The organism is Rhizobium sp. OAE497, from assembly GCF_040546565.1.
Classification (GTDB): domain Bacteria; phylum Pseudomonadota; class Alphaproteobacteria; order Rhizobiales; family Rhizobiaceae; genus Rhizobium.
Genome location: NZ_JBEPOA010000001.1, coordinates 1,582,509 through 1,606,156, shown reverse-complemented (window position 1 = coordinate 1,606,156; position 23,648 = coordinate 1,582,509). Strand labels below are relative to the sequence as shown.

The window sequence follows — 23,648 nt, the reverse complement described above, 5'->3', positions numbered from 1 at the left end:
GGCCTCAGTTACCGGCGGGCTTGCCCCGCCGGTGCCACCAGACCGACAGCCTGCGGCGCCAGCGCCGGGCGATCGGCAGGTCGTGCGACAGCACGATGAAGCCCAGCGGCAGCATCCAGAAGCCGAGGATGGGCAAAAATCCCAGCAAACCGCAGATGATCAGCAACAGGCCGATGGCCATGCGTGCGATGCGCGAGCGCGGCAGCGGTATGCGCCATGACCCAAGAATGAGTTCTCCGGTCGCGTGATCGATGCCGAAACGCTTTTCGCGCTTTTTATCCGTGTTGTTTTTCCCGTCAGTCATCCACAGGAGATGGGGATAAGTCCAATAATTGCAAGGAGATGTCATTTTTTTGAAAAAACCGCTTGGCAAATCGAACAAGCATTTGTATTAGCCCACTCACACCGCGGCAAGCGGTGATCCCTGGTAGCTCAGCGGTAGAGCATTCGACTGTTAATCGACAGGTCGCCGGTTCGAATCCGGCCCGGGGAGCCAGTTTCGTCAGCGATAAGCTGACAGATTGAATGAGCCGGTTCGACCACGAACCGGCTCTTCTTTTTTCCACGACATCGAAACTCGGAACAATCATCCGCCTCGCCTCTTAGAGCTTTATGGCAGATGACTTTTCAGAACGTTGCGAGCAGGCGCTCCACGCCTTCATGCGGGAGTTCGGTATCACCGACCGCGACCGGGCGATGCGCCATATCGTCAAGGACTGGCTGATCAGCCACGGCTATACGAAGCCCGCAGATGAGGCTGACGGCACGCAAGAGCGCGCGGACGGCCGCGATCCTGAATTCGTGCAATACCCAAGCTATTACAAGGATGGCGGCAACCTGTGATCAGAGCGCCGAGGCGCCGATCAGGTCGCAATCGATTCTGAGGCCGATATTGCTGACGCAGGCGGCTCCGGCATCGGCGGCGACCTGCGCCGGATCATTGGCGGCGAAGCGGAAGGGTGCGGGCACCCGTGTCGGCTCGGACGGCCAGAGGACCGGCCGGGAAAGGTCGAGGCGGGTGGTCTCCGTCGCCTCGGTCTTCAGCATCGCGGTGGCGGCCATCATGCCGCCGATCGTCACGGCGACCGACAGGGCTGCCTTGAACGACATATCCGCTGCTTCGAAAAAAGAAATGACCATTGGAGACCCCGGCACTGCATCATGCGGCTGAGGGCTTCCTAGCGGCGCCCAGACGCGTCTGCCAGCGGCTTTGCCTGTTAAGGTTTACGCGTAACCACGCTGCCCTGCGGCGCCTGAAACCTCTGCGGGAAAGTTCGGAACAATGACGCGGCCCGCGGGTTCCGTTTCTGTCACCCCTAGAGAAAAAGCAGACCAAGGAGGAGTTTCTCCATGCGTAAGACATTTGCCGCAGCCTCGCTGCTCGCCCTCGGCCTTGCCGCTCCGGCCTTCGCCCAGTCGGCACCGGCTTACGACACCACGGCGCCCGATGCGCCGCTCTATTCTTCTGACGCGAGCAACGACAGCAACGGCTCCCATCCTGTCCGCATCGAGCGCGTCGATCCGACAACGACACAGAGCATTGCGGAGCCCCGCGGCGTTCTGGAATGCCCGAACATGCCGCGTCAGGGCCAGGGTGTGGATAGTCGCGCCGGCCAGGGCGGCGCTTCGATCAGCGAGCGCTGCCGCGAATACGACAACTGATCTCCGGATCAGCCAAGCGAAAAGGCCGGTTCTCACCGGCCTTTTTCATGTGCGCGGCAAGGCGAATAAAACTGTCTTCCCAACTGAAACTTTTGATCCAAGCCTACCGTAGATACGTAGCAGACCAAAAGAACGGGACAGGGAACGAAAGCATTGGCGAAGGCAGCGGAAAAACCGGTTATTCTCTGGTTTCGCAAGGATTTGCGTCTCGACGACAATCACGCGCTGCACGAAGCCTGCGCCTCCGGCCGCCCGATTATCCCCCTTTATATCCGCGAGCCTGAAACGTCGGGCAACGGGCCTTTGGGTTCGGCCCAGGCATGGTGGCTGCACCATTCGCTGGAGGCGCTGGAGACCTCGCTGCACAAGCACCACGGCAGGTTGGTGCTGATCACAGGAAATGCGCTGGAGGTGCTCCAGGCGCTGGTCAAATCCACCGGCGCGGAGACGGTGCTCTGGAACCGGCGCTACGATCCGCCGGGCATTGCCGTCGATATGAGGATCAAGCACGAGCTGGAGCGGCAGGCCGTCGAGGCGCGCAGCTTTGCCGGGCAGCTGCTGCATGAGCCTTCGAAGCTGAAGACCGGCGGCGGTACGCCCTATCGCGTCTACACGCCGTTCTGGCGGGCACTCGAAGGCTCGGGCGAGCCGCCGCATCCGCTCGATGCACCGAAGAAATTCTCTTTCCCCAGCCATTGGCCGCATTCGGAGCCCCTCGCCTCCTGGAAGCTGCTGCCGCTCAAGCCCGACTGGGCATCGGAATTCAGCGATATCTGGACGCCGGGCGAAGATGCGGCGCTGGAGAAGCTGCAGGATTTCGTCGACGAGCGGCTGAACGGCTACAAGAGGGATCGCGATTTCCCGTCGGTTGCCGCGACCTCGATGCTCTCGCCGCATCTTGCACTCGGCGAAATCTCGCCGGCGCGAATCTGGGAGGCGACGCGCGGTCTCTCCAAGCGGGTACCGTCAGACGATCTCGTGCATTTCCGCAAGGAGCTTGCCTGGCGCGAGTTCTGCTACCACCTGCTCTTCCATTTCCCGAAGCTTCCCTATGCCAACTGGAACGACCGTTTCGACGGCTTCGAATGGCATAATGACAAGGGACATTTCAAAGCCTGGACGCGTGGCCTGACCGGCTACCCGATCGTCGATGCCGGCATGCGCCAGCTCTGGCGTCACGGGATCATGCACAATCGCGTCAGAATGATCACCGGCTCGTTCCTGATCAAGGACCTGATGATCGACTGGCGGCGCGGCGAGAAATGGTTCCGCGACACGCTCGTCGATGCCGATCCGGCAAGCAATGCCGCCAACTGGCAATGGGTGGCGGGATCGGGCGCTGATGCCTCGCCGTTCTTCCGGATATTCAATCCGATCCTCCAGGGCGAGAAATTCGATCCCGATGGAGATTATGTGCGGGAGTTCGTCCCGGAGCTCGCAAAGCTCGACAACAAATATATCCACCGCCCCTTCGAGGCGCCGGCGGCCGTGCTTGAAAAGGCCGGCATCGTGCTCGGCGAGACCTACCCGAAACCGATCGTCGATCACGCCAAGGCCCGCGACCGGGCGCTGAAGGCCTATAACGCCATAAAGGACGCTGCATGAACGCGCATTTTCATCTCGCCCGGCCGCCCGAAAGCCGCTTGAAGATCGCCGTCATCGGCTCGGGAATATCCGGGGCATCGGCTGCCTGGGCGCTGAACCCGGTGCATGACGTCACGCTGTTCGAAAAGAGCAACCGGCCCGGCGGGCACACGGCAACGGTCGATATCGACTATGATGGACAGCCTGTTTCAGTCGACACGGGCTTCATCGTCTATAATGAACATTGCTATCCCAATCTGACCGCGCTGTTTGCCGAACTCGGCGTCGCCACGCATGCCAGCGACATGAGCTTCTCGCTGTCGCTGGATCAGGGCCGCCTCGAATGGAGCGGCTGCGGGCTCTCCTCGCTATTCGCCCAGAAGCGCAACCTGCTGCGTCCCTCCTTCCTGCTGATGATCCGCGAGATCCTGCGCTTCAACCGGACCTGCCTCGAAGACCGGGCGGCCGGCCACCTCGCCTCGCGCTCGATCGGCGACTATCTCGACTGGCGCGGTTTCTCGCCGGGGTTCACCAACAATTATCTGGTGCCGATGGCGGCAGCGATCTGGTCGACGCCGTCGCAGCGGATGCTGCAGTTCCCGGCCGAGCATTTCGTCAATTTCTTCGACAATCACCGGCTGATCTACAGCAAGCAGCATCAGTGGCGCACGGTGACTGGCGGCAGCCGCAACTATCTCGAAAAGCTGCTGGCGCCGCTCGGCAGCCGCCTGAAGCTTTCCTGCGGCGTGCGCGGGGTGATGCGGCATGCCAATGGCGCGACCGTCATCGACGAGAGCGGCAACGAGCAGCATTTCGACAAGGTGATCTTCGCCTCGCATAGCGACCAGACGGCGCGGATGCTCGTCGATGCCAGCGACCGCGAAAAGCGGCTGCTCGCCGCGGTTCCCTACCAGCCGAACCGGGTCGTGCTGCATCGCGACACGGCATTGATGCCGAAGCGGCAGAAGGTCTGGGCCTCCTGGAACTACCTGCGCTCCAGCCAGGAGGATGGCCGGGCCGATGTCGCCGTTAGCTACTGGATGAACCGTCTACAAGGGATCGACCAAAAACTGCCGCTGTTCGTGACGCTCAACCCGGACCGCGAGCCCGATCCTTCCAAGGTCTTTGCCGAGTTCAGCTACGAGCACCCGCAATTCTCCGCCGATGGCATGAAGGCGCAGCAGGAGATCGGGGCGATCCAGGGCAAGAACAATTGCTATTTCGCGGGCGCCTGGACCGGCTACGGGTTCCATGAGGACGGGCTCGTATCCGGCCTGGCGGCGGCAGAGGCTCTGGGCGGGGTCATTCCCTGGCGGACTACCGGAGCCTCCTCCCGCGCCCCTCTCCTGGAGGCCGTTGCGTGACGATGCGGCCGCAGAGTTCTGGTGCCAGCATGGAGCGGAACGGTCCGCCACCCGACGCGCCTGCCGTGCTCTATTGCGGCCATGTCATGCACCAGCGGATGAAGCCGTTCGGCCACCGGTTCCGCTACAGCGTCTTCTCGCTGATGGTTGATCTCGACCGTCTCGATGAGGCTGACGGTCTCTCGCCGCTCTTCTCGGTCAATGGCCGCAACCTCATTTCCTTTCATGAGGCCGATCACACCGGCGATGCTGCTGTCGCGTTGCGGACCTATGCCGACGGGCTGCTCGCGGATGCCGGAGTTGCGGAACGCGCGGCACGCATCCTGCTCGTCTGCTATCCGCGCATCCTCGGCTACGTCTTCAACCCGCTCTCCGTCTATTACGCCTATGACGGAGCCGATGATCTGATCGCTCTCATCTACGAAGTGCGCAATACCTTCGGCGAGCGGCACACCTATGTCTGCCCGGTGATACCAGGCGAGTTGACTGACAGCGGCCTGCGCCAGAGCTGCGGCAAGCTTTTCCATGTCTCGCCCTTCATCGGCATGGATATGGACTATCACTTCCGCATGCTGCCGCCCGGCAACGAGCTCCGCTGGCGTATTCTGGAGACCGATGCGGAAGGGCCGCTTCTCGCTGCCACCTTCTCGGGGAAGAAGGTGCTGCTTACCAGCCGGGCGCTGGCGCGGCTGACGGCGCGCATCCCGTTCCTGACCTTCAAGATCGTTGCCGGCATCCATTGGGAGGCGCTGAAACTCTGGATCAAGGGTGCCAAATACATCTCCCGCCCGGCTCCCCCGCCACCGGTGAGTGTGCGCCGTCCGCGGCATATTGCAGAAGCTGCTGAATGACATTAGCGTTCTCTACAAATGCCGGGGGGGCTGGCTCATGCAATCGCTGTCCTTAACCGGCTAAGAGGCTGGAGGAGCCGATCATGACTGCAGAAGACTGGAATTCCTTTGCCCGCGGCGCGGTGGCGCTGACGGCCGAGAATGTCGGGCGCTTCACGAAGGGGTTGCCGCTCAAGGCGAAGCTGGCGCTCCGCGGTCTTCTACAGATGCAGCACGGCGCGCTGGCGATCGAACTTCCGGATGGACGCAAGGCCCTGATCAGGGGCAGCGTCGAGGGACCGCAGGCGGCCGTGAGGCTGAACAACTGGAACCTCGCCAGCCGGGCGATGAACAGCGGAACGATCGGCGTTGCCGAAACCTATATGGATGGCGACTGGCAGAGCCCCGATATCACGGCTTTCCTCGAGCTTTTCCTGATCAACAGTGAATCGGCGGACAGGCATTTCAACGGCAAGCAGGGCATCATGCGCGTCGTCGAGCGCGTCCGGCACTGGATGAACGCCAATACCCGCAAGGGCTCGAAGCGCAATATCTCGGCGCATTACGATCTCGGCAACGACTTCTACAAGCAGTGGCTCGATCCGACGATGACCTATTCGTCGGCACTCTATTCCACCGGCGCCAACGATCTGCAGTCGGCGCAGAATGCCAAATACCGGGCGCTTGCCGAAGCGACCGGCATCCGGCCGGGCGATCACGTGCTGGAGATCGGCTGCGGCTGGGGCGGGTTTGCCGAGTTTGCTGCGAGCGAAATGCGCTGCAAGGTGACCGGGCTGACGATCAGCCGCGAGCAGCTGGCTTTCGCGCAGGAGCGCATCCGAAAGGCCGGTCTTTCCGATCGCGTCGATCTGCGCTTCCAGGATTACCGCGACGAGAAGGGCCTCTACGACCGGATCGTCTCGATCGAGATGTTCGAGGCGGTCGGCGAGAAATACTGGCCGGCCTATTTCTCCAAGCTGCGCGAATGCCTGAAGCCGGGCGGCAAGGCCGGGCTGCAGATCATCACCATCAAGCCCGAGGCTTTCGACCAGTATCGCAGCAATCCTGATTTCATCCAGAAATACGTCTTCCCCGGCGGCATGCTGCCGACGCCGGATCATCTCGCCGAACTCGGGCGCAAGGTCGAACTGTCGATAGTCAAGGATTTCGGCTTCGGGCTCGACTATGCCCGTACACTCGCCGAATGGCGCGAGCGCTTCTGGAACGTCTGGGAGCGCGTGCGGCCGCTCGGCTTCGACGATCGCTTCAAGCGGCTCTGGGAATTCTATCTCTTCTATTGCGAGGCGGGTTTCCGGGCGAAGAATATCGACGTCCGCCAGGTCGTCTTCTCGCGCAGCTGACGGCTACGGATGGGAAAGCCGCGGCAGAGCGAGAATGTGACACCCGGCACGCGCCTCGCCTACGCTCTTCCCGCCGCCCCGCTCGCAGCCCTGGGCCTGCCGCTCTATGCCGTCGTGCCCACCTATTACACCGAGACGCTCGGCCTGCCGCTGGCGGCTGTCGGTTTGACGCTGCTGCTGGTCAGGATTTTCGATGCCGTCTGCGATCCCGTGATCGGCGTGATTGCCGATCGCTACCGGCCGCCAATGGGGCGCAGACGCTTCTTGTTTGCGCTGGCATTGCCGGTGGCCGCTATATCGGCGCTGGCGCTCTATGCGCCGCCTGCGGGCGCGGGCGTCCTCTGGCTTGGCCTCTGGGGCTGCGTTCTCTCCCTCGGCTTTACGCTCGCGACCGTTCCCTATTCCGCCTGGGGTGCGGAACTCGTCAGCGACTATACCGGACGCACCTCGCTGGCCGCACTTCGGGAGGGAACGACGCTGGTGGGCACGCTGATCGCCATCGTCGTGCCCTTCGCGATCGGGCTTGATCCGCCGGGCAGGCTTTCGGGGCTTGCCGTGCTCGGCATCATCGTTGCCATCGCTCTGCCGCTCACGGGCGCACTAGCGGTCGCCAAGGTATCTGAACCGGCGGAGCATACGGCCGCGATCGTCGGACTACGCAAAGGGCTTGGCTATCTCGCGGCGAACCGGCCGTTCATCCGCCTGCTCGCCGCCTATTTCCTGAATGGCTTTGCCAACGGCATACCGGCAACGCTGTTCCTGTATTTCGTTTCCGACCGGCTCGGGATGCCCGAAGCGCGCGGGCCGCTGCTGTTTCTCTATTTTCTCTCCGGTATTGCTGGCGTGCCGCTGGCAACGCTGACCGCAAGACGCCTTGGCAAGCACCGCGCATGGTGCATGGCGATGATTGCCGCCTGCGCGGTCTTCGCCGCCGCACCGCTTCTGCAGCCCGGCGCGATCTATGCCTTCGCCTCTATCTGCGTGCTCACAGGATTGATGCTCGGTTTCGACCTGTCGCTGCCGCCGGCAATGCAGGCCGATGTCATCGATGAGGATACCGCCAATTCCGGTGAGCAGCGCAGCGGCCTCTATTTCGCGGCCTGGGGGCTCGCGACCAAGGCGTCGCTTGCGGCCGGGGTCGGGCTGGTCTTTCCGGCGCTCGCCGGTTTCGGCTTCGACGCTTCCAAAGGCATGGCAAATGCGCCAGACGCATTGACGGCGCTTGCCATCATCTATGCCTGGCTACCGATTGCGCTGAAACTCGCGGCCGTCGCCCTGATGTGGAATTTCCCGCTCGACGAGGCGAAGCATCGAGAACTGCGCCAGCGGATCGAGAACCGCTGATCACTCCGCAGGATGCGGTGTCGCCGGATGGTGACCATGCTTGACGAGCGGCCGTTCGCGCCATCCCGTCGAGCGGTTCAGCAGCCAGAAATACAGGCTGTAGGGCAGCATACCCAGCAGCTTCAGCTGATAGGTGAAGCGCTTCGGGAAGCTGATCTCAAAGGATTGCGACTTGAGCCCGGCGGCGATTTCGCTGGCGGCTTCATCGACCGAAATCAGCGACGGCATCGGGAATTCGTTCTTCTGTGTCGCCGGCGTATCGACGAAGCCGGGGCAGATGACCTGGATGCGGATGCCCATCTTGTCGAGATCGAATTTCAGGCTCTCGGCCATATTGATCAACGCCGCCTTGCTGGCACCGTAGGCTGCACTCGTCGGCAGGCCACCATATCCGGTGACCGAGGAGACGATGGCGATCTGGCCCTGCCCCTTTGCCTTCATGTGCCGGACGGCGGGGACCAGGCAGTTGACGACGCCCGACAGGTTGACGGCAAAGGTCTTCTCGAAATCGTCGCGATTGAGATCTTCGGCATGGACGGGCAGGTAGACGCCGGCATTGAAGATCGCCATGGCGAGAGCGCCGTGCTCGTATTCGATCGAGGCAAAGGCATGTTCCATGTCTTCGGGGTCGGTCACATCGCCGTCGAGCACGATGATGCTGCCGGAAAGACCGTTCACCTCGGCCTGGAGATCGGCGAGTTTTTCATGATCCCGGGCGGTCACGGCGACCTTGTAGCCCTCGCCTGCGAGCTTCAGTGCCAGCGCGCGCCCGATTCCCGAGCTTGCACCGGTAATCCAGACGATGCCGTGTTCGGGGCGGGCAATGAAATCGCGCATGATGCAATCCTCCGGAACTTCAGATTCAACACGAAACCATGTCCGGAAGTTCCTCACTGCCTCCCGGATTCAAGCCTCTATCACGCTAATGTGGCTGCTTTCAGCCGATCAGGTCGCCGATCAGCTGGCGGAAGGAACCGGTGAGCTTGATCGGCGCATCAAGCACCGAGAAAGCGATGCAGGGACGGTCCTTTTCGGCGACCGGGCGGTGGTTGAGGGTCTCGTCGGCGACGGAAATGTCACCCGGGCCGAAACGGCCGCGTTCGTCGACGAAGGCGCCGTCGAGGATGAGTATCAGCTCCATGCCCTTGTGGGTATGCGCGGGAAGCGCGCGGCCCGGCCGGATCCACATCAGGCTGACCTCGCAGCCGTCGATATCGACGGAATATTCCTTGAAGCCCGGCAGCTTCGTCTTCCACGGCACCGTATCGGCATCGAAGCCGACGAGATCGCGGATCGGGCGCGGAAAGACGCCCTGTTGCTTATCCTTTGTCGCGCCTGCCGGCGCGCTTGAAGCGAAGATCGCGGCGAGGCGTTCGTCGCGGCCGGTTATCGGCGTGCCCGCCGTATCCTCGAGCGCTTCACCTGCCAGCAGTTCCAGATCCTGAACCAGGGCACGGTTATCCGGCTTAATTTCAAGATGAGATTGCACGAGAACCCGCGCCGGTTCAGGTAAAGAACCGGCGACATAATGCGCCATCAATGCATCGACCGTGTCGATATGCTCGTGAACCATGTCGGGTTCGGCCACGCCTTTTTCCTGCGTTCCGCGTTTGCTTTGTCGTCGTGCATACGCCGAAAGTCAATCTTCGGATCACCTGCCACTTTTGGGCGGACTGCGGGACTTCCTCAAGACGAAGACTAATTTTACCGGCGCGGGCGAAGGCGTGGAATAGCATTTCTTGCCAACCCTGCCTTGTGAAGGGAAAAGACCGTTCTTACAGTAAGAGCTCCAAAGAGGCAGATTCCATGACCTTCTACCCCTCCGTGATCGAGGCGATCGGCAACACCCCGCTCATCAAGCTCAAGGGCGCTTCCGAAGCGACCGGCTGCACCATTCTCGGCAAGGCGGAATTCCTCAATCCCGGCCAGTCGGTGAAGGATCGCGCCGCGCTCTACATCATCCGCGATGCGGAAAAGAAGGGCCTGCTGAAGCCGGGCGGCGTCATCGTCGAAGGCACCGCCGGCAATACCGGCATCGGCCTCACCGTCGTTGCCAAGGCGCTCGGCTACCGCACCGTCATCGTCATTCCTGAGACGCAGAGCCAGGAAAAGAAGGACGCGCTGAAGCTACTCGGCGCCGAGCTCGTCGAAGTGCCTGCCGTGCCCTACAAGAACCCGAACAATTACATCAAGGTCTCCGGGCGTCTGGCCGAACAGCTGGCGAAGAGCGAGCCGAACGGCGCGGTCTGGGCCAACCAGTTCGACAATGTCGCCAACCGCCAGGCGCATATCGAGACCACCGCCAAGGAAATCTGGCGCGATACCGACGGCAAGATCGACGGCTTCATCTGCGCCGTCGGCTCCGGCGGGACGCTCGCCGGTGTAGCGGCCGGCCTCAAGGGCTTCAGCAAGGATATCAAGATCGGACTTGCCGATCCTGAAGGTGCAGCCCTCTACGAATTCTATAAGAACGGCGAACTGAAATCCTCCGGCAACTCGATCACCGAAGGCATCGGCCAGGGCCGCATCACCGCCAATCTCGAAGGCTTTGCGCCCGACTTCGCCTATCAGATCAGCGATGCGGAAGCCCTGCCCTACGTCTTCGACATGGTCGAGCACGAAGGCCTCTGCCTCGGCGGCTCCAGCGCCATCAACATTGCCGGCGCGGTGCATCTCGCGAAAGATCTCGGCCCGGGTCACACCGTGGTGACGATCCTCTGCGATTATGGCAACCGCTACCAGTCGAAGCTTTTCAACGCCGATTTCCTGAAGTCCAAGGGCCTGCCGGTCCCCTCCTTCATCAAATCGTCGAGCGACCTCAAGATACCCTACGAACCTGCAGCGTGAGACCCGATGCCAGTCAATGCCCTCTATCGTGACGACTTCTACCTTTCGACATGCGAGGCGGTCGTCACCGCCGTTCACGAAGACGGGGGCATCGAGCTGGATCAGACCTGCTTCTATGCAACATCGGGCGGGCAGCCGGGCGATACCGGCTTCCTGGAACGCGCCGATGGCTCGAAGATAGCGCTGGGGCAGACGAAGCACGGCGCCACCAAGGATATCGTCATCCACGTGGCGCTCGAGGGTGAGCAGCGTCCCGATATCGGTGAGAAGCTGGTGCTGCACGTCGACTGGCCGCGCCGCTACAAGCTGATGCGCATGCACACCGCCTGCCACCTGCTCTCCGTCGTCTGCTCCTACCCGATCACCGGTGCCGCCGTCGGCGAGGACGAAAGCCGCGTCGATTTCGACATGAGCGAGACGATCGACAAGGACGAGGTGACGGCGAAGATGATGGAACTGGTGAGCCAGAACCATCCCGTCTACCTGCAATGGATCACGGACGAAGAGCTTGCGGCCAACCCCGGTATCGTCAAGTCGAAGAACGTCCGCCCGCCAATGGGCCTCGGGCGCGTCAGCCTCGTCTGCATCGGCGAGAACTCTTCAATTGACAGCCAGCCCTGCGGCGGCACACATGTGTCCGAAACGCAGGAAGTCGGTCAGAATTCACATCGCCAAGATCGAGAAGAAGGGCAAGGAAAACCGCCGCTTCCGCATTCGCTTCGGCGCTCCCGGCGACGAGGCGTAAGGCAGTCCCCGCGACTGCGACCGTGTATTCTAGGGAGATTGGAATGAGTGACGAGAAAAGCCGCTTCGTGGTTTCGGCCGACTGGCTGCAGGGCGAACTCGGAAAGCCGGATCTGCGCGTCCTCGACGCCTCCTTCTATCTCCCGGCGCAGAAGCGCGATGCCGACGCCGAATATGCCGCTGGGCATATCCCGGGCGCGATCCGTTTCGATCAGGACAAGATCGCCGACCACTCCACCAACCTGCCGCACACCATTCCCTCGGCCGATCAGTTCGCCACCGAAGTGGGTAAGCTCGGCATCAGCGAAAACGACCGGATCGTCGTCTATGACGGCATCGGCATGTTCGCCTCGCCGCGGGTCTGGTGGCTGTTCCGGGTGATGGGCGCCAGGAACGTCTTAGTGCTCGACGGCGGCCTGGATGGCTGGAAGGCCGAGGGCCGTGCGCTGGAAACGGTTATGCCCGCCTACCCGGCCGCGACCTTCAAGACGAATTATGACGAAGCCCGTGTCGTAACGCTCGAGCGGATGCGCGACATCGTTTCCAGCGGCGCACTGCAGATCGCCGATGCCCGCAGCGCCGGCCGTTTCGCGGCAACCGAACCCGAGCCCCGCGCCGGCATGCGCTCCGGCCATATGCCGGGCGCCCGCAGCCTGCCGTCGGGCTCCTTCGCCACGCAGGGCCGTTTCAAGTCTTTGCCCGAGCTGAAGCAGACCATCGAGGACGCCGGTATCGACCTGTCGAAGCCCGTCGTCACGTCCTGCGGTTCCGGCATCACCGCAGCGATCATCACGCTGGCGCTGGAATCACTCGGCCATAGCGACAACAAGCTCTATGACGGCTCCTGGAGCGAGTGGGGCAGCCGAGACGACACGCCCGTCGTCACCGGCCCTGCTGATCCGATCAAGGTTTGAGTGGCATGGCGAAATCTCCAGCGTCGCTGACGGCCCACATCACCCGCCTTGAAATGACGGCGCGGCCGAAGAGCAGCCTGCCAATGCCGGTCAATATCCAGACGGCAATCATGCGCACCAGCGAGATCCCGCTGTCCTTCTACCGCCATCTCTACCGGCAGGTGGGCGCGCGCTGGCAATGGGTCGACCGCCTGCGGATGAGCGACGAGGAACTGACAGCGGCGCTGCACGACAAGCGCAACAATATCAGCGTGCTCTACGTCAACGGCGCGCCGGCCGGGTTCTACGAGTATTTCTGTCAGGACGAGGACACGATCGAGCTGTCGCATTTCGGCCTGATCGAGCATGCGCTCGGCCTCGGCATCGGCAAATGGTTCCTGCTGCAGGCGCTCTACGCGATCTGGACGCTGAACCCGAAGCGCGTGCTGACCACCACCAACAATCTCGACCATCCGCGCGCCCTGCAGCTCTACCAGATGTTCGGCTTCTCGCCGGTTTCGACCGGCACCGGCATCGTCCGGCCGCTGAGCGACAAGGAATTGCTGGAGATCGCGCGTAAAAGCTGAGCCCGCAGGAATCGGGTGGTTTCGGCCGCCCGATCGGCGCATTTCATGGTGGAACCCAAGAGGAGACCGCCATGACCGATATCCGTTTTTCCGCAATGCCGACTGCCGACGCCGATCATCTCTGGAATGGCGGCAGCGATTCCTATGGCTTTCTGCCGGAGACCATGGTCTCCGATGGGCCGGGCCATCCCTGCCGTCACTGCCTTGGGAATATCGATGCGGGCGAAGAGCTGCTAGTCTTTGCCTATCGTCCCTTCCCGGAGATGCAGCCCTATGCCGAGACCGGGCCGATCTTCCTGCACAAGCAGCGCTGCGCGCGCTATGCCGCCGAAGAGATTGCGCCGCCGGCGCTGAGCAGCAGCGACTATATCGTGCGCGGCTATGGCGAGAACAACCGCATCGTCTATGGAACGGGCGCCGTCACGCCGACGCGGGAGATTGCCGCTTACGCCGGTGGCCTGCTCGCAAGGGCCGACATTGCCTATGTGCATGTTCGCTCGGCACGCAACAACTGCTTCCAGTGCCGCATAGAAAAGGCGCCGGATTACAAGGAATCCGGCGCCTTCATCTAACGTAACGCGATGGGAATTACGCTACGTTAAGTACACTTTCCGGTGCGAAGGCTTCGTAGCCCAGCGCCTCGGCGACCGGCTTGTAGGTAACGCGGCCCTTGTGGACGTTCAGGCCGTTGCGCAGGTGCTTGTCTTCGGCAATGGCGCGCAGGCCGCGATCGGCGAGCGCCAGGCCGTGGACGAGCGTGGCGTTATTCAGCGCATGGGCCGAAGTAACCGGAACGGCGCCCGGCATGTTGGCAACGCAATAGTGGACAATGCCATCGACTTCATAGGTGGGCTCGGAATGCGTCGTCGCATGCGACGTCTCGAAGCAGCCGCCCTGGTCGATCGCGACGTCGACGATGACGGCGCCCTTCTTCATGCCCGAGAGCATTTCGCGGGTGACGAGCTTCGGTGCTGCAGCGCCCGGGATCAGCACGGCGCCGATGACGAGATCGGCAGTGAAGACTTCTTCTTCCAGCGCCTGGATGCTGGAATAGCGGGTGTGGACGCGGCCGCCGAAGATATCGTCAAGCTGGCGCAGGCGCGGCAGCGACCGATCGAGGATGCTGACATCGGCGCCGAGACCGGCCGCCATCTTCGCAGCATGCAGACCGACGACGCCGCCGCCGATGATCGCGACCTTGGCCGGCAGAACGCCGGGGACGCCGCCGAGCAGGATGCCGAGGCCGCCATTGGCCTTCTGCAGCGCAGTCGCACCGGCCTGGATCGACAGGCGGCCGGCAACTTCCGACATCGGCGCCAGCAGCGGCAGGCCGCCGCGCTCGTCGGTGACGGTTTCATAGGCGATCGCGGTGACGCCGGAGGCGAGCAGGCCCTTGGTCTGCTCCGGATCCGGAGCGAGGTGGAGATAGGTGTAGAGAAGCTGGCCATCGCGAAGCTGCGCCCATTCGGAGGGTTGCGGCTCCTTGACCTTCACGATCATATCGCACTTCTCGAAGATATCCTTGGCGGAGGCGGCAATCTTTGCGCCAGCGGCAACATAGGCGGCGTCATCGGCACCAATGCCGGCGCCTGCCTTGGTTTCGACCCAGACCTCGTGGCCATGGGCGACATATTCACGAACTGAAGCGGGTGTCAGACCGACACGATATTCATGGTTCTTGATTTCCTTCGGGCAACCGACACGCATACTGCGTTCCTCTCATATATGCCCGCTTGGCGCGGGACGTTTTCAATGGACAAATCCAACCACCGCCGCCACGAAATGTCCTTGCAAAGAGGCATTGCCTGAAAGCTATTTTTCGAAGATTGTGCGGTTTGATCAAACCAAATCGAAGGTTCTTCGAATGTCAGAACTCGACAGTATCGATCTTGCGATTCTGAGAGCACTTCAAGCAAACGCCCGGATCACCAACGCCGAACTCGCCAGCAAGGTCGGCCTCTCGGCTTCGGCCTGCTCGCGGCGTCTCGACATCCTGGAGAAGAACGGCGCAATTGCCGGCTATCACGCGCGCCTTTCCAACAAGGTGCTCGAATACAAGATGATCGCCATCGTCCACATCTCGCTTTCAGGGCAGTTCGCCAAGACGCTCTCGGAATTCGAGGCGGCGGTGAAGCGCTGCCCGAACGTGCTGGTCTGCTACCTGATGTCGGGCGAGTATGACTACATCCTGCGGGTCGCCGCCCGCGATCTGGAAGACTACGAGCGCATTCATCGCGACTGGCTTTCGGCGCTGCCGCATGTGGTGAAGATCAATTCCAGCTTTGCGCTGCGCGAAATCTTCGATCGACCCAATGTTGGCTTTTGAGACCTTGCAAAGGATCGGGAATCCTGACCAAGTTTTGCCGATGCGGATGCTCCCTCCGCCTGACGGCAAGACATGAAATCCAAGACGCAAGGCTATATCTTCGTCCTCCTGGCGCTGACGATCTTCTCGACGCAGGATGCGATCTCCAAGCATCTCGGCGGCCTCTATCCGCCGATCTTCGTGACGATGATCCGCTACTGGGCCTTTGCTCTGTTCAGCATTCTTCTCGCGTCGAAGATGCGCGGCGGCATCCGGCAGACGGCAAAAACCAAGCGCCCGCTGCTGCAGGTGACGCGCGGCGTGTTGCTCGCCGTTCAGGTGGTGCTCGCCATCACCTGTTTCGCGGTCATCGGGCTCGCGCATTCGCAGGCGATCTTTGCGGCAACGCCGATCGTCATTGCGCTGCTGTCGATGCCGATCCTCGGCGAGCGTGTGGGATGGCGGCGCTGGACGGCGATCGGCGCCGGGCTGTTCGGCGTGCTGCTGATCCTGAAGCCCGAAGGCGAATTCTTCGATCTGAAGCTGCTGCTCGCCATCGTCTCCTGCTTCATCTTCGCCTTCTATGTGATCGCCACGCGCCTCGTGTCCCGCGACGATTCATCTATGACCAGCTTCTTCTATACCGGCGTCGTCGGCGGCGTCACCATGACCCTGATCGGGCCGTTCTACTGGACATGGATGTCGCCCGGCGACTGGGGCTGGATGGCGCTGGTTTGCATGACCAGCATCTCCAGCCATTATTGCCTGATCCGCGCCTATGACATGCTGGATGCAGCAGCCGTTCAGCCGCTCACCTACCTGCAGCTCGTCTATGCCTCGATCCTCGGCGTCACCATCTTCGGCGAGAGCATCAGCCTCAATACGGTGATCGGCTCCGTCATCGTCGTGGCGGCCGGGATTTTCACCATCTGGCGCGAACACGTGGTCTCGCGGCAGGCGGCAAAAGCGCATTAGATTTTCGCGCAATTTTATCGAACAGTCTAAACGGATTTCAATTTTTCGTTGCTACGGTCTCTGCAGTATATTTTCGGAGACCCTGCATGCAACGCAATCTCAACATCATCACCCGCAAGTCGGAGCGCAAGTATTGCCGTCTCTTCGGCAAGCTGCGTTACCTGAACCAGGAGATCGACGCCCGTATCGTCAACCTGTCGACGACAGGCATCGCCGTCGACCTCAGGACACCGGTTGCCGCCGCATCCGGCAGCCGGGTTCGCATCGAAGCCGAGGATCTCGGTTCGCTCGAAGGCATCATCCGCTGGAGCCACAACGGCCGCCTCGGCATCCACTTCGACCCGAATTCCAACGCCCGCGCCCAGGTCGCCTCCTACTTCCGTTTCTTCCACAGAGACGTGAAGCCGGTGCTGGCGCGCTAGACGACACAGAGAGTTGAACGGCAGTGGGCGCGCTCGACAGAACGGGCGCGCCCACTGTCATTTTACGGATGCACTCCCGTGCAAATCATTCTACGTTCGACCACGGGCTGGGCGTTGCGTGATTTTGAAGGAGTGTTTTGATGTCTTCCATTCTCGATTTGCACCCGATCAGCCGCAGGTCTCTGCTGAGCGGAATCGCTGCCACCTCGGCCCTCGTCCTGCTCCATCCCTTCACCGCCCGCGCTGCCGCCAACCAGGCGCATCTCCGGCTGATGGAAACGACGGATATCCACGTCAACGTCTTCCCTTACGACTATTACGCCGACAAGCCGAACGACACGATGGGCCTCTCGCGCACCGCGACGATCATCGATTCGATCCGCACCGAAGCCGCCAATTCGCTGCTGATCGATAATGGCGATGTGCTGCAGGGCAACCCGATGGGCGATTACATGGCCTATCAGCACGGTATGAAGGATGGCGACGTCCACCCTGTCATCAAGGCGATGAACACGCTCGGCTACACGGTCGGCACGCTCGGGAATCACGAGTTCAACTACGGCCTCGATTTCATGTTCAAGGTGCTCGGCGGCGCGAACTTCCCGTTCGTCTGCGCCAACCTGACGAAGGGGCAGCTTGCCGCCGATCCCAAGAAGGACGACCTGTTCTTCAAGCCCTACATGATCGTCGAAAAGCAGATCAAGGACGGCGCCGGCAACGAGAGCCCGGTCAAGATCGGCTTCATCGGCTTCGTGCCGCCGCAGATCATGCTCTGGGATATCAAGAACCTCGAAGGCAAGGCGCAGACGCGCGATATCGTCGAGGCTGCCAAGGCCTGGGTGCCTGTCATGAAGGAGGAAGGTGCCGATATCGTCATCGCGCTTTCCCATTCCGGTATCGACGGGGCAGCACCATCCGAGAAGATGGAGAACGCCTCGCTCTATCTCGCCGCGGTCGACGGCATCGATGCGATCTTCACCGGCCACCAGCATCTGGTCTTCCCCGGCCCGAAGACTTGGGACGGCATTGCCAATGCCGATCCGGTCAAGGGCACGCTGCACGGCAAGCCGACGGTGATGGCCGGCTTCTGGGGCTCGCATCTCGGCCTGATCGACCTGCTGCTCGAAAAGGACGGCAAGAGCTGGAAGATCGTCGATTTCACCGCCGAGGCGCGGCCAATCTATCATCGCGACGACAAGAAGAAGGTGATTGCCGACGTTGCCGACAAGAAGGAAGTGGTGGAAGCGGCCAAGGCCGAGCATGAGGCGACGCTCGCCTATGTCCGCACCCCCGTCGGCAAGACATCGGCACCGCTCTATTCCTACTTCTCACTCGTCGCCGATGACCCCTCGGTACAGATCGTCAGCCAGGCACAGACCTGGTACATCAAGCAGATGCTCGCCGATACCGAGTTCAAGGATCTGCCGGTGCTCTCTGCAGCAGCCCCCTTCAAGGCGGGCGGCCGCAACGGTGCCGACTACTATACCGACGTTCCCGCGGGCGACGTGGCAATCAAGAATGTCGCCGACCTCTACCTCTATCCGAACACCGTGCAGGCCGTCGTCATCAATGGCGAGCAGGTGAAAAACTGGCTCGAAATGTCGGCCGGGATGTTCAACGAGGTGAAGCCGGGCTCCAAGGACGCTCCGCTGCTGAACAACGAATTCCCGTCCTACAATTTCGATGTCATCGATGGCGTCACCTACCAGATCGACCTTTCGCAGCCGCGCAAATACGACAATGACGGTAAGGCGATCAACGAGAGCTCGAACCGGATCCAGAACCTGCAATTCGAGGGCAAGCCGATTGATCCGCAGCAGAAGTTCGTGGTGGTGACCAACAATTACCGCGCCGGCGGCGGAGGGCATTTCCCTGACATCGCTGCCGACAAGGTGGTGTTCCAGGCGCCGGATACGAACCGCGACGTCATTGTCCGCTTCATCCACGACCAGGGCACGATCAACCCGTCTGCCGACGGCAACTGGACCTTCAAGTCCCTGCCCGGCACCACGGCCGTCTTCGAAAGCGGACAGAAGGCCAAACAGTTCATGGCCGACGTCAAGGGCGCCAAGATCGAGGAAGCCGGCGACGCTGCTGAAGGCTTTGCCAAGTTCCGGCTGGTGCTCTGAGATTTGATCGACAACGGGGCCGGCGGCGACGCCGGCCTATTCCGCCGCTTCCTGCATCGAGGTCAGCGCGGCAAGCTGCTCCTGGAATTCACTGTGGCTCGGGCACATGGAGAGGAGATTGCGGAAGCGGTCGATCAGCCAGGCCGTCGCTGGTCCCGGGGGATTGGCGATCTTGTGCAGGCTGTAGATCGGATATTCGCCCTGCTCGTAGGCCGGAAGATCGAGCTGCACCAGCTTGCCGGAATTCAGATCGTCGCGTGAGACCGAAGCAGGCAGACCGCCCCAGCCGAGGCCGCCGGCAATCAGCTGGTGCTTGATGGCGATGTCGCTGACCCGCCAGGTGCGGTAAGAGAGCACGTTGAAATCGCGCCCGTTGGTGATGCCAGAGGTATCACGCACGACCATCTGAACCTCTTCGCGCACATCCGAAAGCGTCAACGGCCTCCGGAGCTTGGCAAGCGGGTGAAAGGGTGCGGCGACGGGAATCATGAAGGAATGGCCGATCCGCTCGGCAACCAGCGTATCGTCCTGCTTCATAAGCGCGCCGCCGATGCCGACGGTCGCTTCCCCGGTTGCCACCATGTTCATGACTTCGCCGAGCTCGCCGACCATCAGGTTGACAGTCACCGACGGGAATTTGGTGCGGAACTCGCGCAGCACCATCACGACGGCCTGCGACGGCACCATGACGCTGATGGCGATCGAGAGTTCGGCTTCCAGCCCCTCTTTCAGGTTTTTCACGCGGGCACGCATGACTTCGAGATCGGCGACAAGCCGGCGCGCATCGGCCAGCATGGCGTGGCCGGCCTTGGTCAGCTTCGGCTGGCGGGCGCCGGAACGCTCGAAAAGCTCGACCTCCAGCTGCGCCTCCAGATTGGCGATCGTGTAGCTGATGACGGACTGCGCGCGGTTGAGAACGCGCGATGCGGCGGAGAAGCTGCCGGTATCGGCGACCGTCAGAAACACCTGCAGCTGGTCGAGTGTCGGGTTCGGGAGCATATCTAATCCATCGATAGTTTCGATCTATATTATCCCAGTTTTTTCGATAGCAGGCCAGTCCTATTTCTCTCCTCGAAGCCACGGCGAACCTCCCCCGACAGCCGCGGCAAACCCAATTCGAAATGAGGAGCCTGCCATGTCTTCCATCCTTCTTCTGACCTCCAGCCCGCGTGCTGAATCGCTGTCGACGACGATCGCTGCCGATCTCGCCAACAAGATCGCCGCCCAGAACGCAGGCAGCGTCGTGGTTCGCCGCGACCTCGCCGCCAACCCGCTGCCGCATATCGACGACCTCTTCACCGCCGCGATCCGCAAGCCGGCAGACCAGCGCACCGCGCAGGAAGCCGAAGCCGTCAAGACCTCCGACGCGCTGGTTGACGAGCTGCTCGCCGCCGACACCGTCGTCATCGGCACCGGCCTCATCAACTTCAACATCTACTCGTCGCTGAAGACCTGGATCGACAACGTTGCCCGCGCCGGCCGTACCTTCAAGTACACGGAAAGCGGCCCGGTCGGCCTCGCTACCGGCAAGAAGGTTTATGTCGTTCTGGCTTCGGGCGGCGTCTATTCGCAGGGTCCGGCCGCCGGCATGAACCACGCCGTCCCGTACCTGAAGTCGGTTCTCGGCTTCCTGGGCATCGCCGATGTCGAGACCATCTATGTCGAAGGCCTGGCCTTCGGTCCGGAAGCTGCCGAAAAGGCAATCGGTGCGGCCAAGGCTCGCGCCGAAGAGATCGCGCTCGCAGCCTAATCGGCGCAACGCATATTCGAGGAAAACGGCCGGTTCATTACCGGCCTTTTTTCATTTCCCGGCGAAGTCGTTGACGAAGCTTTCGGCGGTTTTCAAGATCTCGGCGGCGAATGCCTCGTCATTGGCGACCCGCGCCAGGCCGACCGCACCGGTCATCAGCGCGCTGAGGATGATTGCCTTGCGGCGTGCATCGGCATCCCCCTCGTCACCGCCGGAAATGCGCGCCGTCATCCGTCCGACATTGGTCTTCAACTGATCGGTCGCCAGCGTCCGGCATTCGTCGCCGGAGCGCGCGAGATCGGCCGTCAGCGCCGCAAACGGGCATCCTTCGCCAACACCCTCGCGATGATCCCCGCCGAGATAGGTTGCCGCATAAGCGCTGACGGGAATATCGGCCGGGTCGACGCCTTCGGCCCGAACCTTCGCCTCCCAGGAGCCGAAGGCCAGCTGCATCGCCTCACGAACCAGCTGGTCGCGTGATTCGAAGTGCTTGTAGAAGCCGCCGACCGTCAGCCCCGCTTCCTTCATAAGGTCGGCGACGCCGATGCCTTCGAGACCCTTTTCCCGGAGACGGCGGGAAGCGATCTCGACGATCTTCTCGTGCGTCTTCTGTTTTTCGACCTGCGAATGACCCATGCGACGCTCCCGCAATGCTGCTTGACAATTCTGGATTACACTCATAATCCTATTTGTGGATTTCAATCATAATCCAGAACGCAGTCAATTCCAAGAGGAGTGCTCCCATGCGTCTCAAGAACAAGGTCGCCCTGATCACCGGCGGCAATAGCGGCATCGGCCTTGCAACGGCCAAGGTCTTTCTCGCCGAAGGCGCCAAGGTGATCATCACCGGCCGCAACCCCGATACGCTCGCCGCCGCCGTCAAGACGCTCGGCGATGGCGTGCTCGCCATTTCGCTCGAGCTCACCGATGTTGCCGCGATCGACAAGGCTTTCGAGGAAGCCGCCGCCAAGTTCGGCAAGTTCGATATCGTCTTCGCCAATGCCGGCATCGGCGGCGTCACGCCGCTCGGCCAGACGTCGCTCGAACAGTTCGAGCGCTTCGTCAGTACCAACCTGACCTCAGTGTTCTTCACGGTTCAGTCCGCCCTGCCGCATCTCAATGACGGCGCTTCGATCATTCTCAACGGCTCGGTTCACGCCGTGCTCGGCGCTCCGGGCTGGACGGCCTATGCAGCCACAAAGGGCGCGATCCGCGCCATGACGCGCACCATGGCCTCGGAACTCGCCCCGCGCGGCATCCGCGTCAACCAGGTGACACCCGGCGGCACGAAGACGCCGATCTGGTCGCCCTTTGCGCCGACGGCGGATGCGAGTGCTGCTCTCGAAGAAAAGCTCGGCAGCCTCAGCGCGCTCGGCCGGATGAGCGAAGCCGAGGAGATCGCCAAGGCGGCGCTCTATCTGGCGTCTGACGATGCGGCGAATGTCACGGCGATCGAGATCACCGTCGATGGCGGCATGACCAATGCGCCTTCAGGCGCGAAACTGTTCCGTGAAGGCTGATATCAGCCGACCTTGACGAGACCGGAGCGGCCGACAACGCAGTTGCGGCCGCTTTTCTTTGCCTGGTAGAGCCGGTCGTCGGCGGCAGCGAGAACGGTGGTGAAGCTGACGCCGTCCTCGTCGGCAGTGGCGACGCCGATGCTGACGGTGACGGGCTTGCCATCGGGGGTCTTGACGCTCGTCGCGATCGTCCAGCGCAACCGCTCAGCGACAATCAGGCCTTCCTCGTGATCCGTCCCTGGGCAGACGGCGACGAATTCCTCGCCGCCGAAGCGGAAGACGCGGTCGGCTGAACGCAGGATGGTGCCGAGCCGCCCGGCGATCGCCTTGAGCACCTCGTCACCCTGCAGGTGGCCGAAATTGTCGTTCATATCCTTGAAGTGGTCGGCATCGATGATGATCACGGTGCCGTAGAGACCCTGGCGCTGCGCCTCGCGGATCATCACCGGCGCTTCCAGCTCCATGCGGCTGCGGTCATAGACGCCGGTCAGGATATCGCGGCCGGTGCGGTCGAGGAGATCGTTGTAGCGCTCGCGGAAGGTCAGGTCGCCGAAGACGTCGCTGATCGAGCGGGCGGCGGCCGGCACGCCGTCGCGGCGGACGTAGATCTCGTAGAGCGCAAACAGCACGGTGTAGACGCAGACGGCGAACATCTTCGCCTTCCAGCCATCCCAGAAGGCCGACAGCGGCACGCCGAGGAAATAATGCAGGCCGCCGAAGAAGCCGACCTGGTCAAACGTCAGCAGCACGAAGCCGCAGATCATGAAGCGCAGGATGACCTTGCGCTTGATGTAGCGGCCGAGTCTCTCATAGAGCAGGATGATGCCGATGGAATCGAGATAGAGGATGGCGGTACCCCAGATCATCAGCCATCCCATTTCCTTGAGGAAACCGAAATCCGCCTCGTTCCCCGGCGACATCTCGATCGTGTGATGCAGCTGCAGGATCCAGGCGATCGCCACCGTCAGCAGGTTGCCGATGAACAGGCCGTAGATCGGCTGGCGGACTGTCGAGGCATCCTCCTGCAGATAGAGCATCAGGATCATCATCAGCTTGCCGGCGAAGAAGACCGACGAACCCGGTGACGCGACGCCGAACGGCAGGTTCACGTAGAAGACCGCCGCCAGATAGGTTTCCATGAAATGCATGACGCCGAGCGCGGTGACGAACACACCGAGGCCGAGGCGATTACGGAAATGCAGGAGTGTCACCATCAGCCCGAAGTAGCCGATAGCTTCAAGAACGAAGAGACCGAGATTGGTGGCCTCTATCATGCGCCGGAAACCCTGCCCTGGCAGAACTGCCAGCGGCGCTTCATTCCGGTCTTGGGA

The 23,648-nt window shown here is 61.9% G+C and carries 25 protein-coding genes, 1 tRNA gene and 1 pseudogene; 19 read left to right on the top strand and 8 right to left on the bottom strand.

What is annotated here, in order from left to right; all coding sequences use genetic code 11:
* Positions 1-4: 4 nt before the first annotated feature.
* Positions 5-304 (bottom strand): hypothetical protein, encoded by a 300-nt coding sequence (locus tag ABIE40_RS08345; protein WP_199629455.1) that lies wholly within the window; start codon positions 302-304, stop codon positions 5-7.
* Positions 305-421: 117 nt separating this feature from the next.
* Here ABIE40_RS08345 and ABIE40_RS08340 point away from each other — a divergent pair.
* Both ABIE40_RS08340 and ABIE40_RS08335 read left to right on the top strand, forming a co-directional pair.
* A tRNA-Asn gene (locus ABIE40_RS08340) sits at positions 422-496 on the top strand.
* A 116-nt stretch (positions 497-612) separates the two neighbouring features.
* Positions 613-843 carry a hypothetical protein gene (locus tag ABIE40_RS08335; protein WP_199629397.1) on the top strand — a complete coding sequence of 77 codons (231 nt, stop codon included), beginning with the start codon at positions 613-615 and terminating at the stop codon, positions 841-843.
* Here ABIE40_RS08335 and ABIE40_RS08330 read toward each other — a convergent pair whose 3' ends face one another.
* On the bottom strand, positions 844-1,140 hold the full coding sequence (locus tag ABIE40_RS08330) for a hypothetical protein (protein ID WP_199629398.1): 297 nt from the start codon (positions 1,138-1,140) through the stop codon (positions 844-846).
* A gap of 210 nt (positions 1,141-1,350) precedes the next feature.
* On the opposite strand from ABIE40_RS08330, the gene ABIE40_RS08325 reads away from it, so the two are divergent.
* From ABIE40_RS08325 to ABIE40_RS08300, 6 genes are all read left to right on the top strand, one after another.
* Positions 1,351-1,662 (top strand): hypothetical protein, encoded by a 312-nt coding sequence (locus ABIE40_RS08325; RefSeq protein WP_199629399.1) that lies wholly within the window; start codon positions 1,351-1,353, stop codon positions 1,660-1,662.
* Positions 1,663-1,815: 153 nt separating this feature from the next.
* Positions 1,816-3,267, top strand: coding sequence for a cryptochrome/photolyase family protein (locus tag ABIE40_RS08320; RefSeq protein WP_199629400.1), 1,452 nt, complete (start codon positions 1,816-1,818; stop codon positions 3,265-3,267).
* A complete protein-coding gene (locus ABIE40_RS08315; protein ID WP_199629401.1) occupies positions 3,264-4,610 on the top strand; it encodes an NAD(P)/FAD-dependent oxidoreductase in 1,347 nt (448 codons plus the stop codon). The genes ABIE40_RS08320 and ABIE40_RS08315 overlap by 4 nt, the downstream gene beginning before the upstream one ends.
* Before the next feature lie 2 nt (positions 4,611-4,612).
* Positions 4,613-5,461: a DUF1365 domain-containing protein gene (locus tag ABIE40_RS08310; RefSeq protein WP_199629456.1), complete on the top strand. Its 849-nt coding sequence runs from the start codon at positions 4,613-4,615 to the stop codon at positions 5,459-5,461.
* An 80-nt stretch (positions 5,462-5,541) separates the two neighbouring features.
* Positions 5,542-6,801: an SAM-dependent methyltransferase gene (locus tag ABIE40_RS08305; RefSeq protein WP_199629457.1), complete on the top strand. Its 1,260-nt coding sequence runs from the start codon at positions 5,542-5,544 to the stop codon at positions 6,799-6,801.
* A gap of 9 nt (positions 6,802-6,810) precedes the next feature.
* Positions 6,811-8,145, top strand: coding sequence for an MFS transporter (locus tag ABIE40_RS08300; protein WP_199629402.1), 1,335 nt, complete (start codon positions 6,811-6,813; stop codon positions 8,143-8,145).
* Here ABIE40_RS08300 and ABIE40_RS08295 read toward each other — a convergent pair whose 3' ends face one another.
* Positions 8,146-8,982 (bottom strand): SDR family NAD(P)-dependent oxidoreductase, encoded by an 837-nt coding sequence (locus ABIE40_RS08295; RefSeq protein WP_199629403.1) that lies wholly within the window; start codon positions 8,980-8,982, stop codon positions 8,146-8,148.
* Between the two features lie 100 nt (positions 8,983-9,082).
* The gene (locus ABIE40_RS08290; RefSeq protein ID WP_199629404.1) at positions 9,083-9,733 is read right to left on the bottom strand and encodes a ChrR family anti-sigma-E factor; all 651 of its coding nucleotides are present in this window, start codon (positions 9,731-9,733) and stop codon (positions 9,083-9,085) included.
* A 218-nt stretch (positions 9,734-9,951) separates the two neighbouring features.
* Here ABIE40_RS08290 and ABIE40_RS08285 point away from each other — a divergent pair, with 218 nt between their 5' ends.
* The 5 genes and pseudogenes from ABIE40_RS08285 to ABIE40_RS08265 all read left to right on the top strand — a co-directional run bounded on the left by ABIE40_RS08285 (position 9,952) and on the right by ABIE40_RS08265 (position 13,788).
* A complete protein-coding gene (locus tag ABIE40_RS08285; RefSeq protein ID WP_199629405.1) occupies positions 9,952-10,992 on the top strand; it encodes a cysteine synthase A in 1,041 nt (346 codons plus the stop codon).
* Positions 10,993-10,998: 6 nt separating this feature from the next.
* Positions 10,999-11,737, top strand: a pseudogene (locus tag ABIE40_RS08280) (alanyl-tRNA editing protein).
* Between the two features lie 43 nt (positions 11,738-11,780).
* A complete protein-coding gene (gene sseA / locus ABIE40_RS08275; RefSeq protein WP_199629407.1) occupies positions 11,781-12,650 on the top strand; it encodes a 3-mercaptopyruvate sulfurtransferase in 870 nt (289 codons plus the stop codon).
* A 5-nt stretch (positions 12,651-12,655) separates the two neighbouring features.
* Positions 12,656-13,216 (top strand): GNAT family N-acetyltransferase, encoded by a 561-nt coding sequence (locus tag ABIE40_RS08270; RefSeq protein WP_199629408.1) that lies wholly within the window; start codon positions 12,656-12,658, stop codon positions 13,214-13,216.
* Between the two features lie 71 nt (positions 13,217-13,287).
* Complete coding sequence (locus ABIE40_RS08265; RefSeq protein ID WP_199629409.1) at positions 13,288-13,788, top strand: DUF1203 domain-containing protein; 501 nt, start codon at positions 13,288-13,290, stop codon at positions 13,786-13,788.
* A 16-nt stretch (positions 13,789-13,804) separates the two neighbouring features.
* On the opposite strand, the gene ald is transcribed toward ABIE40_RS08265, so the two are convergent.
* On the bottom strand, positions 13,805-14,923 hold the full coding sequence (ald, locus tag ABIE40_RS08260) for an alanine dehydrogenase (protein ID WP_199629410.1): 1,119 nt from the start codon (positions 14,921-14,923) through the stop codon (positions 13,805-13,807).
* Between the two features lie 157 nt (positions 14,924-15,080).
* On the opposite strand from ald, the gene ABIE40_RS08255 reads away from it, so the two are divergent.
* From ABIE40_RS08255 to ABIE40_RS08240, 4 genes are all read left to right on the top strand, one after another.
* The gene (locus tag ABIE40_RS08255; RefSeq protein ID WP_199629411.1) at positions 15,081-15,542 is read left to right on the top strand and encodes an Lrp/AsnC family transcriptional regulator; all 462 of its coding nucleotides are present in this window, start codon (positions 15,081-15,083) and stop codon (positions 15,540-15,542) included.
* A gap of 72 nt (positions 15,543-15,614) precedes the next feature.
* Positions 15,615-16,496: a DMT family transporter gene (locus tag ABIE40_RS08250; protein WP_199629412.1), complete on the top strand. Its 882-nt coding sequence runs from the start codon at positions 15,615-15,617 to the stop codon at positions 16,494-16,496.
* Positions 16,497-16,582: 86 nt separating this feature from the next.
* Positions 16,583-16,918: a PilZ domain-containing protein gene (locus ABIE40_RS08245; protein ID WP_112711541.1), complete on the top strand. Its 336-nt coding sequence runs from the start codon at positions 16,583-16,585 to the stop codon at positions 16,916-16,918.
* Between the two features lie 140 nt (positions 16,919-17,058).
* Entirely contained in the window at positions 17,059-19,047 is a 1,989-nt protein-coding gene (locus tag ABIE40_RS08240; RefSeq protein WP_199629413.1) for a bifunctional 2',3'-cyclic-nucleotide 2'-phosphodiesterase/3'-nucleotidase, read from the top strand.
* Positions 19,048-19,083: 36 nt separating this feature from the next.
* On the opposite strand, the gene ABIE40_RS08235 is transcribed toward ABIE40_RS08240, so the two are convergent.
* A complete protein-coding gene (locus ABIE40_RS08235) occupies positions 19,084-20,046 on the bottom strand; it encodes a LysR family transcriptional regulator (protein ID WP_199629414.1) in 963 nt (320 codons plus the stop codon).
* A 136-nt stretch (positions 20,047-20,182) separates the two neighbouring features.
* Here ABIE40_RS08235 and ABIE40_RS08230 point away from each other — a divergent pair, with 136 nt between their 5' ends.
* Entirely contained in the window at positions 20,183-20,797 is a 615-nt protein-coding gene (locus ABIE40_RS08230; protein ID WP_112711538.1) for an FMN-dependent NADH-azoreductase, read from the top strand.
* Positions 20,798-20,848: 51 nt separating this feature from the next.
* Here ABIE40_RS08230 and ABIE40_RS08225 read toward each other — a convergent pair whose 3' ends face one another.
* Positions 20,849-21,433, bottom strand: coding sequence for a TetR/AcrR family transcriptional regulator (locus tag ABIE40_RS08225; RefSeq protein WP_199629415.1), 585 nt, complete (start codon positions 21,431-21,433; stop codon positions 20,849-20,851).
* A 107-nt stretch (positions 21,434-21,540) separates the two neighbouring features.
* On the opposite strand from ABIE40_RS08225, the gene ABIE40_RS08220 reads away from it, so the two are divergent.
* Positions 21,541-22,317 carry an SDR family NAD(P)-dependent oxidoreductase gene (locus tag ABIE40_RS08220; RefSeq protein WP_112711536.1) on the top strand — a complete coding sequence of 259 codons (777 nt, stop codon included), beginning with the start codon at positions 21,541-21,543 and terminating at the stop codon, positions 22,315-22,317.
* 2 nt (positions 22,318-22,319) lie between these two features.
* Here ABIE40_RS08220 and ABIE40_RS08215 read toward each other — a convergent pair whose 3' ends face one another.
* Entirely contained in the window at positions 22,320-23,588 is a 1,269-nt protein-coding gene (locus ABIE40_RS08215; RefSeq protein WP_199629458.1) for a GGDEF domain-containing protein, read from the bottom strand.
* Positions 23,589-23,648 lie beyond the last annotated feature (60 nt).